Consider the following 14,384-nt stretch of genomic DNA (forward strand, 5'->3'; position numbering starts at 1 on the left):
CCGTTTCCTGGAATTCGCTGGCATGCTTTGAGTGTAAGCACTCAGCACCCGATCCGGGAGAGTCATGTCGATACCACAAATTGAGTTCGATATTCTCGAATCCGATCCGACAGCAGCACCTAAAGAGCCGAAGCCCGGAGAAAGGTCGAAGAAGGGGCGGGGTAGGCGGTCGAATGCGTCGATTGAGGCGGAGATTCGAGACCAATTGCAGGCTTTCATGCAGCTTGCCGCACTTTTTTGGGGCACACAGGACGACGTATGCGCCGGAGTTCTCGGACAACAGGCACCGTTGATCGCCGAAGACCTTGCAGCACTGGCCATGAAAAGCGAATGGGCACGGAAATACCTCACAAAGACCGCCGACATGGGCCGGGTAATCCCACTGCTCATGCACATCACACCGGTTCTACAGGCGGTACGGGTGCACCACATCACCTCTCGTTTTGAGAACGGGGGTGACGATGCCCCCGGAACGAGTCCCCTGGGTTGAACTCGGGCCGGAATTCATGAACTCATGGGGATGGCCGGGTGGGAAATGGGAACCGGAACACCTGGCGATTCTCGGGCCGACGGGTTCCGGGAAATCGTTCTTTATGCTGCATGCCATTGACCAGCGAGCCAGACGCAGCGGGGCTAATGCAGTCATTATTGTGACGAAACCCGCTGACAAAACTATGGACCGGCTGACCAGGACTGGAGACTGGAAGATACGCCGTACATGGCCACCCTCCTATGGGGAGGAACGCGTTATCCTCTGGCCGAAGTCAACGGGATTGGCAGAAGGGATTCCACAGCAACGCAAGGCCGTCTATGAAGTCCTCTCGGAACTGTGGAAACCTGACGCGAACACCATCGTCGCTTTCGACGAAATCGCCTACGTCGAACAAGATCTACGCCTTCAGCCTTTCATCACGAAGTATTGGAGAGAGGCAAGGTCACTCGGGATCACCATCGTCGCTACAACGCAGCGACCAAGGTACGTATCCCGCTACATGCATTCGGAACCAACGTGGTCAGTCGCTTTCCGGCCCAGTGATGAGGATGAAACAAAGCGAGTTGCTGAGATTATCGGTGGAAGGCGCAAGTACACGGACGTTCTCATGTCTCTTGAGCCGCGAGAATTCCTCATTATTCATCGCAGAAAACGACTTGCTTATATTTCCCGGATCGCGTAGTACCCTGGGCTGCGGGGCCTCTCGCTAAAGCATTTTCTCGGGGTTCCTCCGGGTTTCACTTCGTCATGTCGAACGGAGGTGAATATGCACACGCATTTTAGCGCCATGGCGGCGCTTGGTGCCTTTCTCGGAATAGTCGTGGTGGGCACCCTTTGGCGCCTTATTGCAGCTCATCTGACAGCGGCCAACAGCTCTTTTGCGAACCATCTAGGAAAGGCGATGGCCTTCCAATATTGAAGGGATCACTCACATGCCCGCTGCCACTAATGGTGCCAATGGTGCGGCGCCTGGCGCCACAATTGGCACCGGCGGTGTTCCATTCGTCGTCGGCTCCAACCACTACAGTGAGCAAAACTTCCAGTTCTCGCTAGTCCAGGACTCTTCCGCTCACGAATACGTCCACAACATCACGCCCGGTGGATTTCTGCGGGGGATACGTATTCAGGTCAGCAACTCGGGCGGTTCTGGAAGCGCCAAGTACCACCAGGACGCGCCATGGTCGATTATCCAGAGTATTTCCCTGGAAAACATCGACGGATCTCCCATCAAGTACCCGATGAACGGGTTCTCCTGGTATCTCCAGAACAAATACTGTTCGCCATGGCACGGCGACCCGGCACGGGGGCCGCGTGCTCAGAACATCGGGCACTCCGGCGGGAATTTCTCCTTCGAACTGCGCATGTTCCCCGAAATTCGTGACACTGCCGGAGTCCTGGCGAACACTGACGCCAGGGCGCAGTACCGCATTCGGATCACGATGGCTCCCGCTTCACAGGTCTACAGCACCGTTCCGGCGACCATGCCGATTACGACCGTCACGGGCGTGATGGAAGCGTGGGCACAGACGGATACGGCGGACTTGCATGGCAATCCCATTCAGGCCCGGCCCGATGGGTTGGCGGTTGCTGCGATTACCCGGCATCAGATTCTCACACTCAACGCTGCCGGGGCCGACAACACCTTTCAGCTCACGAACACGGGTAATGAGGTGCGGTGCCTCATCATTGTGGCGCGTGATTCGAAGGGGGTCCGGCAGGATTATCTTTCGTCGCCGGTACGGTTCCGTCTGGATGACCGTTCTCTTTCGGTTTTCTCTCCGACCACCATCGTGAATAAGATGGCGGATTTCTACCCGTTCCTCGCGAATGGCACGAGCCATCGTGAGACTGGCGTGTATGTGATTCCGCGTTTCCGGCGTCCTGGTGACCTGATCGGTGAGTATTGGCTCGGTACGTCCAACGCTACGTATCTCGTCATCGAGTCGTCCACACCAAATGACGCTGCAAATGTGCCCGGAACTGCCGAGTTCATCACGGATGAAGTTGTTCCCGTGGCACCGGTTCCGGTCGAGCTTGAGGGGGTCTGAGGATGCAATACCGACTCGGCGTAGATCTCGGAGGGTCTTCCGGGGATATCCCCAACAGCCAGCCGGTCAACAGCCCTAATTTCTCCCGAAAGGGAGGGGTCACGGCATGGCATCCGACTTCCGTCTATCTCGTTCTTCTGGTGTTGGCAGAGTTCGCGACCTATGCAGTACTCCGTAATGTCTTCCGGAATGCTCACGGGGGTTGATACCGAATGAATAAGCACATCGTCATGGCGTTCTTTGTCGGGTGGCTGGCCGCGCTGCTGATCTCCCCGACAATTCTCCTGGCTGGATTCAAGGGGCTCCGCAATGGGGTCTAGGTTCACGACTGGCGTCGTCTTCGGCGCAATTGCCTACGCGCTCCTGGCGGAGTTCTTCCGCCAGTGCTCGGCACGTCTGGTGATTGCTGAAGCCACTGACCTTTGCCGTTGGTCATGGGTGACGTAATCGGGCTGATGCTCATGGGTGTGGGAGCCATGCTGATATGGATCGGCGTACACGGCCACGAGGGAACCATGTCGGAAATGCTCGGTCAGTTCTTCGGGAAGGTGCAGGCGACCGAGAAGGGGGGCGGCGGTGCCTAGTGAAAAGGTCCAACAAGCCGCCCAAGTTGCCGCCAAAGTGGCACCGATCCCCGCCGTTAAGGCGGGCGCCATGGCGGTTGCTGCCAAGGGAGCGAAAGACCAGGCGAAGGGGCAGACGCAGGGAAAGTCAAAGGGGGCGCCGGCACCGAAGGGGAAGGCGAAAGGGAAACGTCCTGGTGTTCCGCTACCAAAGGCCACCGGACGCTACCCCCAGGCAGTGAAGGCTGAATTCCTCGTAGCCCTGGAAATCATCGCTCTGTTTCCCCTCGTGGCGAAGAAATTTTCACCGGTTGCGTGGCTCAAACGCCTTATCGCAGTGTGGCTTACCTTCGTGTTCCTGATGCTGGCTTCCAAATTCGGAGCCAGGACAGGAAAGGTCGCGTCCGGACTTGGCGGGCTGATTGTGCTGGGTCTGCTGGTCTATGGAGGGACGGCCAGGGAAGGGCTCTTGCTCTCCGGCGCTTTGGGGAAACTCGGGCAGGCTCTTCAATCTGGTGACGGAGGGGCGAATGCAAGTCAGTCGAGTGACACCAAACAGCAAACGCTGTTCTCCGGTGTCACTTGGCCGACCAACACCAATAGCGGTTTCGGCACCGGAACAACAACGGGACCGGGAATTCCGCCGAGTAATCAAGGGAATGGAAGTGTGAGCACGTGAACAAGGTCGTTGACATTCTTACCGGCGTGATTATCGTCGCCGGGATCATGGTCCTTGTGCGTCCGGGATCGCAGGGGCCCAGCTTGGTGAACTCCGTTGGTTCGTCGTTCTCTTCGATGATCAAGGCGGCAACGGGCGGGGGGTCGTGGTCGTGATGGGTCACCGCAGTAGCACCCCCTTGCCGTACGCCCAGCCACGCTCTGACACGGCGACCCTGCGACGGGGCGACGCGTCCGGCGGACCGCCCGAGAGTGGCCGTGTACGGCACGCCTGGGGGCCGATTGAGCGTGTCGGGGGCCCCGTGTTCGCCAACCCCTCAGGCGCCGTTGAGACGCGCCGCAGGGAGCCGTACTGGCGGGCGGGCAACATGCGACCCGTCGCCGACCCGATCCGATGGACCGACTCAGGCCCCATCAGGGCCGAGCTGCACATGGACACCTTCACCTGGCGCCGCTGGAGTGGGGAGAGCCACCAGGACCGGACAGGGCTCCACACCGGTACCCCCGTCGCCATGCGGACCGCCAGGACGGCCGGGAGCAACAAGCCCCGGAACATGACCCGGCCCCGCCGGAACCGGCTGACCGAACAGCGCTACCGGGGCCAGACGTACTCGGCCACCACGCAGGTGATCGGGGGCCGTGATGGCTGAAGGGGTGGACCGTGAGTTCTTCACCCGTGATCTTGGGCCCTGGCCCATGTGGGTGTGGATTCTCGGTGGGGTCGCAGCGATGTATCTCTGGGAGAAGTTCAAGGGTTCATCGAAGAAACCTGCTGGTCAGAGTATGCCGGCGGGGACCGGCCAGCAGGGCCAGGCCGTGAACGACGGGACCACTCCCACCAGCCAGGCCCCGGCGGTGTTCGTGCTGCCGCAGGGGGTCACGACCGATGACGCGACGCGGGTGCAGGGTGGCTGTACCGGGAACTCGGGGGTCAACTCCGGTAACCCGCCGGGGAGTTCGGGTGGCAGCGTCAAGCCCCGTCCGGGCAACGGAGGGACTTCCGCATGAAAAAGTACCTGTTTCTGTTGAGGTTTCGTTTCGCATTCCGCGTGCGTTTGCGTCGCCTGCGGAGATCGCAGGCGAATGTGAATGACTTCGAGTCACTTCCGCGGGACTTGCTTTAGATTTCCTCGCTATAGGTCAGCGATCATCCATAGTAAAGACGAATAAGCCACCCCTGGCGGTGCCGGGGACATCGTCCTAGAGTCTTTCTCCCACCGAGCGACACACGGAGGTCACAGTGCCGCGTAAGGCGACGCAAAGCACCGACGTAACCACCACCCCCGAAGCGGAGATGACCCGCTTCACAGATGAAGAACTCACCCGAATCCGAGAAGCCGGATTCGAATCCGTCGCATCCCATGCCGTCAACTATGAGGAATTCTCCAACTCCTACCCCGTCATCAAGGACAAGCGCGAACTCGTTGGTGTCCCGTTCATTTCGCTGGAGTGGCGATTCCATGACGGAAACAACAGCGAGTACGTGTCGGTGGTCATTATGCGCCGAGACAACTCTCTCGCGGTGTTCAGCGACGGAGGGACCGGAATATGCAAGCAGTACAAGGAATTGACCGAGCGCATCGAACGACAGCGCGGTCCGATTAGGCACGATGACGGATTGAGCGCATCGGAATACTGGTACAACGCGGATACTGGGGCCATTTCCCGGAAGCAGCCCAACGATGGTGGGGACTGGCGAAAGGCGACCACCTTCTATCTCGCCTGATCACCCTGGAAAACTGGCGGGGCACGCGCAATGGGCAACGTGTGCCCCGCCTTTCCTGTAGCTGAAAGGGGCGCTTAGTGGCCAGTCGCCGCGAATGGTCCTCCCTCAGCGACGGATACCGCTCACGGCTCGAAAGGTCCGGCATCGACCGTGCAGCCTATGAATCCGGGGCATCCCTCAAATCCGCACGAGGTCACCGGGAGACACCTGAGCACCCACGCGACGCGGCCCGGCGACCGGCCGAGTTCACTGCCTACCGAGTTCGCAACGCGAAGAATATCAACGTGCTCACCGATGACGGGCTACGGCGGGTGCGACTCGACAAAGCCGACCGTAGCAAAGTCGCGCAACACTGGAATGCCGCCAAGCTATGGGCGAAGAAAGGCCAGGCCGACAAAGTCAACGCCATGGCTGGAGTCACCGTGCAAGACGTAGACACCGGAGAAAACATTCCACTTGCCGGAGCGAGCATGCAGCTGTACCAACTCGCAATCACTGGGCAAATGAACGTCGAATCCATCTACGTCCCCGCCGCGTGAAAGGGTGAATGTGCGCTACGAAGAACACCACATAGCCGGACGACGAAACGGCAACGCCACCATCCGACTGTGCGTCGATTGCCACCGCCGTATTACGGCGTGCCAGGGGGCTGTAGGCGTTCCCCTTTCCGGCACCATTGAGGAAACCCAACGCACCGCAGCCATGGTTCTGGGACTACTCATCATAGTGGAGACGATCACCAATGCCTACGCCCGACGAATCGCCGAACGCTACGGACTCCACCCCGACCCCCGAACGGGATACCGAACCCCTCGTGCTGCCTAAGCCCGAAGACCTCATTCCGACTAAGCCGCGAATCATGGACGTCATTTTCCGGGGGCTGGAACCATGAGGCACATTCTCGTTTTCGACACCGAAACCACGACTGACACCGTGCAGAATCTCAACTTCGGCGCGTTCCGCATCTACGAACTCGACTACGAAGGGCAGATACTCACCCTGATAGAAGAAGGCATCTTCTATCAGGACGACTTGCCGGAACGCGATCCGGCGGGATTCGCAACACTGCGGGAATACGCCGAGTCCCACACGGCCCCGATCGATCACCGCATCCTGTCGATATCGATCGCGGTGCGGAAGCTGCATTTCCTCTCCCGTGCCGAATTCGTCGAACACTACCTATGGCGACGAGCCTACCGGTATCGCATGGGAGTGGTCGGTTTCAATCTTCCATTCGACATTTCGCGTATCGCCATCGACGTGGGCGCCGCACGAGGATTCTACGATGGCGGATTCTCGTTCAAACTCTGGGAAGACAACGACCGCTGGCGCCCCCGTCTTCGCGTAAAGCACCTGGATTCGAAGAAGTCGTTCATAGGGTGGGGGACGACTCCCGAGCACAAATGGCGGGGACTTTTCATTGACTGCCGCACCCTGTCATTCGGACTCACCAGCATGCCCCACTCCCTCGAATCAGCCTGCCGGGCATTCGGCGTTGTAGGGAAGAACCCTGTTACGGAACACGGCGTGATCGCCCCCGAGTACATCGACTATTGCCGTGAGGACGTAGCCGCGACCGCCCGCCTTTTCGACGCCATGCTGAGGGAGTTCTACAAGCACCCCATACCTAAGTTGGCGCATCAGGTCTACTCGCCCGCCACATTGGCGAAAGGCTATTTCGAAGCCATGGGCATTACCCCGCACATGGGCCGTTCCTCGGTTCCGGACGACGTGTTGGGGTTCACCATGTCCACCTTCTACGGGGGCCGGGCCGAAGCACGCATCCGACGCGTGCACGTCCCCGTGAGCGTTCTCGACTTCACATCGATGTATCCCACCGTTGGTCACCTCATGGGTCTGTGGGACCTGATCACGTCTGCCGATATCCAAGCTGAGGAATTTGACCTCGACCTGTCGAACGTCGATGTGGGCTACTGCCTGAATCCTGATAACTGGCCTGACTTCGTCGGCATCGCTCAAGTCTGGCCGGAGAAAGACGTGCTACCCGTACGCACTCACTATGGGCCAGACGAAACCCCCAACATCGGTGTCAACTACTTCAGCGCCACCGAGCCACATTGGTACGCCATTCCCGACGTAATCGCATCGACTCTCCTTACCGGAAAGGCTCCGAGGGTGTTGAAGGCGTATCGGTTCACGTCGGCCGGCCGCGCCCCTTCACTTCAGCCTGTGTCGCTCCTGGGGCGCATCGCAGTATCCCCGGAAGAGGATTTCTTCAAATACGCAGTGGAGGAACGCCAGCGGGTGAAGAACTCCGATCCACAATTGGCAGCGCTACTCAAAACCGTAGTGAACTCCGGCAGTTACGGAATTTTCGCCCAGGTCAACCGCAAGAAATTCGCGCAACCGACACCGGGCAAACTGCTGCACCGTACCGGAGTAACCCAACGCGTAAGCACGACCAAAGAAACTCCCGGCGAGTATTGCTACCCGCCACTGGCAACCATGCCGACATCCGGCGCCCGACTCATGCTCGCACTCATGGAACGCATCGTGATGGACGCTGGAGGCTATTACGCGTTCATGGACACAGATTCCTGTGCGGTAACTGGCGCCGATCCCGATGCCATCATTGAACGATTCGACGCACTGAACCCCTATGACCGGGACTTGGTGCCCCACATGCTCAAACGGGAATTTGACGGATACGCTTACGTCATCAGTGCCAAGCGCTACGTACTCACCGACGCGGCCGGGAACATCGTCAAGAGTTCGGAACATGGTCTCGGCTATCTCATGGCACCGGAGAAGGGCAAGCACAAAGCGTGGATTGAAAAACTGTGGCGTGCCATTCTCGATGACGAAGAACCAGAATGGGGAACCCTCCCCGCCCTCATGCCGCACAGCGTTTCATCCTGGAACCTCTACAACGCCTTCCGGACCCTCAACGAGAAAAAGCCCTACCCGCAGCAAATGAAACCCTTTAATTTCATGATGATCGGGCAGGTGCAGCCCATGTACCGGCAACCGGAAGGGGGAATGCTCATCGCACCCTACGAAGCCGACAGTACGCAATGGGGGCACGTGACATGGGTGGACAGGAACAACCCCATCAAGCCCCACAAACGGCCTCCCCTGGTGAACTTTCAAGACGTCATCGACGACTACGCCGTACACCCGGAATGGAAATTCGAAGACCTCAACGGACAGCTCTGTGTACCGCCAACCCGAGGAATACTACGGCGCCAATGGATACACGCCCCGAGCGCCACCACAATAGGCAAGGAATCCAACAGCCTGGAAGGAACCGAACTACTCGAAGCCGAAGGAATCGCAACGGTCCTTTTCGGGAAGACCTGGGAAGACTGGTTCCCCCTCGTTGACTTTTTCCTCGACCGGTGCGCCGAAAACAGAGTCGCGTCACGAACCCAAGTCAAGCAGTACCGAAAATGCAGCAAACCCCGACCGCAGAAAATGAAGGAGATCATCCAAGCCAGCGCACTCTACGCATGGCAAGACCTCAAAAAAGAACACGCGGACTCGATACTGAACCTCGACCCGCTACACGTACTGCAAACCTGGTATCACCTACACCACGGTGACCCCGACATGCCGATCTGAAAAATAAAGGACCCTCCAGCCCCACGCTGGAGGGTCCCACTGTGTCTGACAACTCGGTCTGTCAGGCGACACCACTATAGCCGCTGATCTGGGCTACATAGCTCGTCAAGGTGATGAGGTTGCACCAGATGCACGTCAATTGGTTTCCGTTTCGTAGCTCTGTCTCGTGCTCTCCGGTGGGGCTGTCAGGACACATTGCGTGGCTCTTTTCCTTGGTTGGTCCCCGACGGACGGTCAGTGAAAACCGCCCTGCAATAGTCGAACGCTGTCAATTCGAAGTGATCGTCACCGGTGTCACGAGCGTGCTTGAGACACCACTCCCGAGCTTCCTCCGGGGTTGGGGTATCGACGCAGAATTCCCCGCAGATTTGGCACTTCCCCACGTGCAGCTGATGCCAATTCGGATTGAACAGGAGCGTCCATTCCTGCGGGCTCTTACGCGCACTCATGACGTGCCCTCCGGGCGCTCCGGGGCATCACTGGCTGCTGCCTGCACGGCATCAATGCACCTGTCCAGACCACGAACGATCTCTTCGAGTTCCTGCTCCGTCAGAGCATCCATCCACGCGGTACGTGCCTGGAGTGCCGACCGCAGCGGCTCAAGCTGCCCGTCCAACTCCCTATGCCTTGCAGGCCGCTTCCACGCTCGCTCTCCCCGGTCGCACAACCGCCACCAGGCGCTCATTTGCGGGCCGCCTTCGGGTGAGGGTGCTCCCCGATCTCCACCGTGCACATAGCGGCACGGCCATGCTCCTGGCGCTTCCGAGCGTCAGCTCGCTGCTTCACCAGCTCCCGGCAGACGTCGCACCCCGGCGCCGGTTGAGGGTCCCCGTACGGGTCCGGCAGGTGCACGGGAGGAGTCATGCTGTCCATCAGCACCCCACCTCCACACCGTGAATCCAACGCGGCCCCGCCTCGACGCCATACGTCGCCAGCCACAGAGCCCGGCGCCGTCCACGCTGCAACCGCCGCTCCTGGCGCTCCTGGCGCTCTTCGGGGGTGAGGATGTACGGACGGAGGAACGCCACGTCCTCACCCCGCAGCAACCGCTGTTCGGCAGGGACACGAGGGATCGTGAGCGTGGGGGTGTCGGGGAGTTCGGGGGTGGGCGGTGCGTCGGCCGAACGATGCCGACCCCCGGCGGGCAGTAACGCCCGCAGCAGCGATTCGAAGATCGTTCGGATAGTGTTGCGCATGCTTCAACCTCCACACGGTTGGGGCCACGCCCCCGGGCCGGTCGCATCGGTCGCGGGGGTCTTGCGTGTGGCCGTGTCTCTGTAGCGCTCTCTCCCGAGACTTCCGAGGAAGACATCCGGGACTAGATCGAGCCCTCACATCTGCACTGGTTTCAAAGGCAGTTGAAGCCAGGACAGGCGGTCAGCATGCTCTTGATGGCAAGCAATCTGCAAGACCTCAGAGTGCAGTTCAGCGATAAGTCAACCCCCATTGCGAAGTGAGGCGCTTCACTGCTTTCATTTCGAGTGGCCAGAGTCCTTCACACTGAGATGAGGAAGGGGGCGGCGCATGGCGGAAGGGGCAACCGGTTCGACCGTGCCACGTAGGCAACTCGGGCGATATCTACGCGACTTACGCAACAGGGCACGCCTGACTGTGCGCACGGCATCGCGAAAGCTTGAGTGGTCAGAGGCGAAGTTGTGGCGGATCGAGTCCGGGCAAACTTCTCTGCGTAGCCTCGATGTTGAGGCGATGTGCAAGATCTATGGCGCACCAGCCGAACTGACAACGGCGCTGATGGGTCTCGCCAAGGAGACCAAGGCACGTGGGTGGTGGCATGCCTACGGCGACGTGATCCCGGAAGGGTTTGACCTCTACATCGGGCTGGAAGAGGCAGCGTCACAGCTGGACTGGTACGAGAGTGATCTCATGCCAGGGCTTCTCCAGACAGATGACTACGCGAAAGCGATCATCAGCGCTGATCATCCGGATGAGTCCGCAGACGAGATCGATAGTCGAGTGAATCTGCGCATCGCCCGACAGATCTTGATCACCAGGACCACCGAGCCACCGACCTTGAATGTCGCACTCAACGAGGCAGTGTTGCGGCACTCCATCGGTGGATGCGACGTGATGGCGGAACAGCTCAACCACCTGGCGGAAGTCAGCGAGCTACCCAACGTGACGATCAAGGTAGTCCCGTTCGGCGCCGGTCTGCACCACGGCGTGATGACGGGGCAATTCACCATCCTGAGGTTTCCGCTCAACGGGGAAGGGCGTCCCAGCGAACCACCCACGGTGTATCGGGATGGCTACACGGGAGCCCTGTACCTGGATAAGCAGCATGAGGCGGAACGCTATACCGCAGCTTTCCAGGACATCTGGGAGAAGGCGCTTGACGAGCAGGCGTCAAAGGATCTGATCTCTGAAACGGCAGGAAGCTATGCACAAGGTTGACCCTCAGCGCACGATGTGGCGCAAGAGTAGCTACAGCAACGGCAGTCAGAGCTGCGTAGAAGTCGCCGACGGCTTCGCGGGTGCCGTCCCTGTCCGAGACAGCAAGGACCCGCACGGCCCGGCGCTGGTCTTCCCGGCCGACGACTGGTCATCTTTCGTATCAGCCATCAAGCGGGGGGAGTTCCCCGGCTGAGCAGACCCGCCGAAGCCCAACGGCCACCCTCCGCAACGTCACGGAGGGTGGCCGTTCGCATGCCCGCCCACCCATGGCTACTCAGAGCCACGGATGGTTACATGAAGGACGGGTCAGGCAGGGTCTATCACTACTCCCCCACTCACGGGAGGGGGCGGGCCGGAGGGGCAGGGTGTCCGGACGTAAAGCGAAGCAGTCCGGACACCCTGCCCCGCAGGACCGCCACCGCACCCGACAGCCCCGCGCAGCGGCCCCGCCCGCCGCAGGCGCAACGGCGGGACAGCCAACAACGTGGGAAGCCGCCCCGCCGCAGGCGCACGGCGGGAAAGCCAACAACGTGGGAAGCAAGCAAAGCGCAGCGGACCGGCTACGGCCACTCGGCCGAAAACGCCCGGGACGGATTGTCCGTGAGCATTCGCGTCACCACGTCCACGCCCAGGGCGAGTTCAAGTCGTCGGCGGTGCCTGCGCAGCAGATACGGCATGCCGGGGCCGCCGTTCACCGACCGGGCCGCGGCCGTGGTGGTGTCGCCGCCGAGCAGGATCCGGTCGGCGAAGCCCGCGTCGGCGAGGGCGGACAGCGCGTCCGGCAGCCGCCAGTCGGTCGCGTGGTTGGCGCGCGAGGGGCCGTCGAAGGCCAGGTACGCGCCGGCCTCGGCCGCCATCCGGTGGACGACGGGATCGGGGGAGCGGTTGAGGTGCCCGAGGATCACCCGGTCCGGCGGGACCGCCAACTCGCCGCAGAGCAGGTCGAGTACGTCCAGGGCGCCGGTGCCCAGCTCCAGATGGACGCCGATGACCGCCCCGGTCGCCAGCTGGGCCTCGGCAGCCGCGGCCATGGTGTACCGGGCATGCCGGTCCAGGCCGTGGAAGCCGCCGGCGACCTTGATCATCCCGGCCCGGGGCCGGGCACCGTGCTCTTCGGCGGCGCCACCCCCTTCGGCGCTGCCGATCCCTTCGGTCAGCTCGGCGACGAACAGCCCGGCCAGGTCCTCGCGGACCCGCTTTCGCGCCAGGACCTCGGGGTCGTAGTGCGCCGCCTGGTGCAAGCCGGTCGCGGCGACGAGGGTCACCCCCGATTCGCGTGCCAGCCGCGGCAGTTCACCGGCGAACCGCCCCATCCCGTACGGCGTCCACTGGATCACCGCGGCGCCGCCGGCGGCCCGGAACGCGTCCAGTTCGGCCGCCGCCGCCCCGGGGTCGGCCAGTTCCTGGCCGGGCAGCTGGAGGCTGCGGAGGAAGAGGTGGTCGTGCGCGTCGCAGATGCCGAGTTGGGCGGGGGCGATGTCCCCGAGGACGGTGCGGACAGCGGGGCCGGCGGGGCGGGCCGGTGCGGCCTCGTGTGCGGTGCTCATGACCGCCGCTCCGGCTGCCGGACCGTCACGGCGTGCGGTGCGGCGACGGGGCGGCCGGAGCCCGGGGCGGACAGATGCAGCACCCGGAAGCGCTCGCCGGCCGCCGATTCCGGGACGGTGTCCGACCAGAGGGTGAAGTGGACCAGTTCCCAGCGCCGCGGGTCGAGGCCCAGCGCGGTGGTGTGCACACCGTCGGCGGCGGCCAGTTCCTCGTGGGCGGTCCGCGCGTTCTCGATGGCGCCGGCCGCGTCCGCGTCGTCGGGGATCGGCTCGATCCGCCGGGTGAAGGCGCGCGGCGGGCGATCGGCCGCCGGTCCCGAACGGTGGTACAGGCCCTGCCAGTTGAGGACGGTGGGCCGCCCGAAGTCGCGGGCCAGGGCCCGGAACCCGTCGCCGGTCAGGAACCGGTTCATGGCGTCCGGGTCGTCCCAGAGGTAGAACGGCGCGTACTGGTTGACGGGCGAGCCGTCGACCCCGCGCTCACGGATCCCGTACGCCTTGAGGCCGAGTCCTTCGAAGGTGTCCAGGAGGGGCCCCTTGGATTTCACGCGGCGCCGGATGATCTCCATGTCGTAGTCGGCGGGCAGGGTGACGGCGTAGTGCATGGCGTGCACGGCGGCTCCGTAGGGGAGTGGGGAGTGGGGAGTGGTCAGGGGGTGCCGGGCGACGGGGCGGGGGTGACCGTTTGCGCGGCCAGCAGGGCCAGGACGCCGCGGACCGCCGCGTCGAACGGCGCGGTGTCCTCGGCCGCCCGGGCCAGCACATAGCCGCCCTGGACGACGGCCGCGACGGCCGCGGCGGTGGCCACCGGGTCGAGGCCGGCGGCGAGTTCGCCGCGCCGCTGCCCCTCGGCCAGGACCTCGGCGATCCGGTGCCGGAGCCGGCCGAACGTCTCGTCCAGCGGCTGCCGCAGCTCGGGGCTTCGGACGACGTCGCGGTCCTGCGCCATCCGGCCGATCGGGCAGCCGCGCAGCACCTGCCGCTCCCGCAGCAGATAGGCCGCGACCCGGTCGTACGCCGTCCCCGGGCCGGCGAGGCACTCCTCCGCGGCCCGCTGCATGTCCTCCGCGGTCCGCCGGATCGCGGCCAGTGCGAGATCGGACTTGCCGGTGAAGTGGTGGTACATGCTGCCCTGGCCGACGCCCGCGCGCTCCAGGATCGCCTTGGGGCTGGTGCCGACGTAGCCGCGCTCCCACAGGAGTTCCCGGGTGCTCGCGATCAGCCGCTCCTGTGTGCCGGCCGGTGCGGTCGCTGCGCTGTCCGGTGTGCTGCTCGTGCTGTGTGGGGTGCCCATGAAGGGACTGTACATACCAGTAGTTACAAAGATCAAGAGGG

General features: G+C 62.2%; 16 protein-coding genes. 11 read left to right on the forward strand and 5 right to left on the reverse strand.

Going from position 1 to position 14,384, the window contains the following annotated elements:
- Positions 1-64 precede the first annotated feature (64 nt).
- The 9 genes from GR130_RS13515 to GR130_RS13555 all read left to right on the forward strand — a co-directional run bounded on the left by GR130_RS13515 (position 65) and on the right by GR130_RS13555 (position 9,090).
- On the forward strand, positions 65-490 hold the full coding sequence (locus tag GR130_RS13515) for a hypothetical protein (RefSeq protein WP_159504949.1): 426 nt from the start codon (positions 65-67) through the stop codon (positions 488-490).
- Complete coding sequence (locus GR130_RS13520) at positions 456-1,175, forward strand: ATP-binding protein (protein WP_159504950.1); 720 nt, start codon at positions 456-458, stop codon at positions 1,173-1,175. Before GR130_RS13515 ends, GR130_RS13520 begins: the two co-directional genes overlap by 35 nt.
- 250 nt (positions 1,176-1,425) lie before the next feature.
- Positions 1,426-2,541 (forward strand): hypothetical protein, encoded by a 1,116-nt coding sequence (locus GR130_RS13525; protein ID WP_159504951.1) that lies wholly within the window; start codon positions 1,426-1,428, stop codon positions 2,539-2,541.
- 434 nt (positions 2,542-2,975) lie between these two features.
- A complete protein-coding gene (locus GR130_RS13530; protein WP_159504952.1) occupies positions 2,976-3,125 on the forward strand; it encodes a hypothetical protein in 150 nt (49 codons plus the stop codon).
- Positions 3,118-3,783: a hypothetical protein gene (locus tag GR130_RS13535; protein ID WP_159504953.1), complete on the forward strand. Its 666-nt coding sequence runs from the start codon at positions 3,118-3,120 to the stop codon at positions 3,781-3,783. The genes GR130_RS13530 and GR130_RS13535 overlap by 8 nt, the downstream gene beginning before the upstream one ends.
- A gap of 367 nt (positions 3,784-4,150) precedes the next feature.
- Complete coding sequence (locus tag GR130_RS13540; RefSeq protein WP_159504954.1) at positions 4,151-4,432, forward strand: hypothetical protein; 282 nt, start codon at positions 4,151-4,153, stop codon at positions 4,430-4,432.
- Positions 4,433-5,022: 590 nt separating this feature from the next.
- Positions 5,023-5,508, forward strand: a complete 486-nt coding sequence (locus GR130_RS13545; RefSeq protein WP_159504955.1) for a hypothetical protein — start codon at positions 5,023-5,025, stop codon at positions 5,506-5,508.
- Positions 5,509-5,585: 77 nt separating this feature from the next.
- A complete protein-coding gene (locus tag GR130_RS13550) occupies positions 5,586-6,047 on the forward strand; it encodes a hypothetical protein (protein WP_159504956.1) in 462 nt (153 codons plus the stop codon).
- Between the two features lie 349 nt (positions 6,048-6,396).
- A complete protein-coding gene (locus GR130_RS13555; protein ID WP_159504957.1) occupies positions 6,397-9,090 on the forward strand; it encodes a hypothetical protein in 2,694 nt (897 codons plus the stop codon).
- Positions 9,091-9,275: 185 nt separating this feature from the next.
- Here GR130_RS13555 and GR130_RS41815 read toward each other — a convergent pair whose 3' ends face one another.
- Both GR130_RS41815 and GR130_RS13560 read right to left on the reverse strand, forming a co-directional pair.
- Positions 9,276-9,539 carry a DUF7848 domain-containing protein gene (locus tag GR130_RS41815; RefSeq protein WP_443043597.1) on the reverse strand — a complete coding sequence of 88 codons (264 nt, stop codon included), beginning with the start codon at positions 9,537-9,539 and terminating at the stop codon, positions 9,276-9,278.
- A gap of 423 nt (positions 9,540-9,962) precedes the next feature.
- Positions 9,963-10,286, reverse strand: a complete 324-nt coding sequence (locus GR130_RS13560) for a hypothetical protein (protein WP_159504958.1) — start codon at positions 10,284-10,286, stop codon at positions 9,963-9,965.
- 328 nt (positions 10,287-10,614) lie between these two features.
- Between GR130_RS13560 and GR130_RS13565 the strand changes: the two genes are divergently transcribed.
- Both GR130_RS13565 and GR130_RS13570 read left to right on the forward strand, forming a co-directional pair.
- Positions 10,615-11,502, forward strand: coding sequence for a helix-turn-helix domain-containing protein (locus GR130_RS13565; RefSeq protein ID WP_159504959.1), 888 nt, complete (start codon positions 10,615-10,617; stop codon positions 11,500-11,502).
- Positions 11,489-11,695, forward strand: a complete 207-nt coding sequence (locus tag GR130_RS13570) for a DUF397 domain-containing protein (RefSeq protein ID WP_159504960.1) — start codon at positions 11,489-11,491, stop codon at positions 11,693-11,695. The genes GR130_RS13565 and GR130_RS13570 overlap by 14 nt, the downstream gene beginning before the upstream one ends.
- A gap of 367 nt (positions 11,696-12,062) precedes the next feature.
- On the opposite strand, the gene GR130_RS13575 is transcribed toward GR130_RS13570, so the two are convergent.
- Genes GR130_RS13575 through GR130_RS13585 form a run of 3 tightly spaced genes read right to left on the reverse strand, consistent with a single transcriptional unit; the run spans position 12,063 to position 14,343 of the window.
- Positions 12,063-13,049 carry a phosphotriesterase family protein gene (locus GR130_RS13575; RefSeq protein WP_159504961.1) on the reverse strand — a complete coding sequence of 329 codons (987 nt, stop codon included), beginning with the start codon at positions 13,047-13,049 and terminating at the stop codon, positions 12,063-12,065.
- Positions 13,046-13,663, reverse strand: coding sequence for a DUF4865 family protein (locus GR130_RS13580; RefSeq protein WP_159504962.1), 618 nt, complete (start codon positions 13,661-13,663; stop codon positions 13,046-13,048). The genes GR130_RS13575 and GR130_RS13580 overlap by 4 nt, the downstream gene beginning before the upstream one ends.
- A gap of 35 nt (positions 13,664-13,698) precedes the next feature.
- Positions 13,699-14,343: a TetR/AcrR family transcriptional regulator gene (locus GR130_RS13585; RefSeq protein WP_159504963.1), complete on the reverse strand. Its 645-nt coding sequence runs from the start codon at positions 14,341-14,343 to the stop codon at positions 13,699-13,701.
- Positions 14,344-14,384: the final 41 nt, after the last annotated feature.

Source organism: Streptomyces sp. GS7 (assembly GCF_009834125.1).
Taxonomy (GTDB): Bacteria; Actinomycetota; Actinomycetes; order Streptomycetales; family Streptomycetaceae; genus Streptomyces.

Bases quoted from the DNA above. Each gene is read 5' to 3' on its own strand.
- GR130_RS13570 (WP_159504960.1), top strand. From the start codon at position 11,489: ATGCACAAGGTTGACCCTCAGCGCACGATGTGGCGCAAGAGTAGCTAC.
- GR130_RS13555 (WP_159504957.1), top strand. From the start codon at position 6,397: ATGAGGCACATTCTCGTTTTCGACACCGAAACCACGACTGACACCGTG.
- GR130_RS13515 (WP_159504949.1), top strand. From the start codon at position 65: ATGTCGATACCACAAATTGAGTTCGATATTCTCGAATCCGATCCGACA.
- GR130_RS13530 (WP_159504952.1), top strand. From the start codon at position 2,976: ATGGGTGACGTAATCGGGCTGATGCTCATGGGTGTGGGAGCCATGCTG.
- GR130_RS13540 (WP_159504954.1), top strand. From the start codon at position 4,151: ATGCGACCCGTCGCCGACCCGATCCGATGGACCGACTCAGGCCCCATC.
- GR130_RS13565 (WP_159504959.1), top strand. From the start codon at position 10,615: ATGGCGGAAGGGGCAACCGGTTCGACCGTGCCACGTAGGCAACTCGGG.
- GR130_RS13560 (WP_159504958.1), bottom strand. From the start codon at position 10,286: ATGCGCAACACTATCCGAACGATCTTCGAATCGCTGCTGCGGGCGTTA.
- GR130_RS13585 (WP_159504963.1), bottom strand. From the start codon at position 14,343: ATGGGCACCCCACACAGCACGAGCAGCACACCGGACAGCGCAGCGACC.
- GR130_RS13575 (WP_159504961.1), bottom strand. From the start codon at position 13,049: ATGAGCACCGCACACGAGGCCGCACCGGCCCGCCCCGCCGGCCCCGCT.
- GR130_RS41815 (WP_443043597.1), bottom strand. From the start codon at position 9,539: ATGAGTGCGCGTAAGAGCCCGCAGGAATGGACGCTCCTGTTCAATCCG.
- GR130_RS13525 (WP_159504951.1), top strand. From the start codon at position 1,426: ATGCCCGCTGCCACTAATGGTGCCAATGGTGCGGCGCCTGGCGCCACA.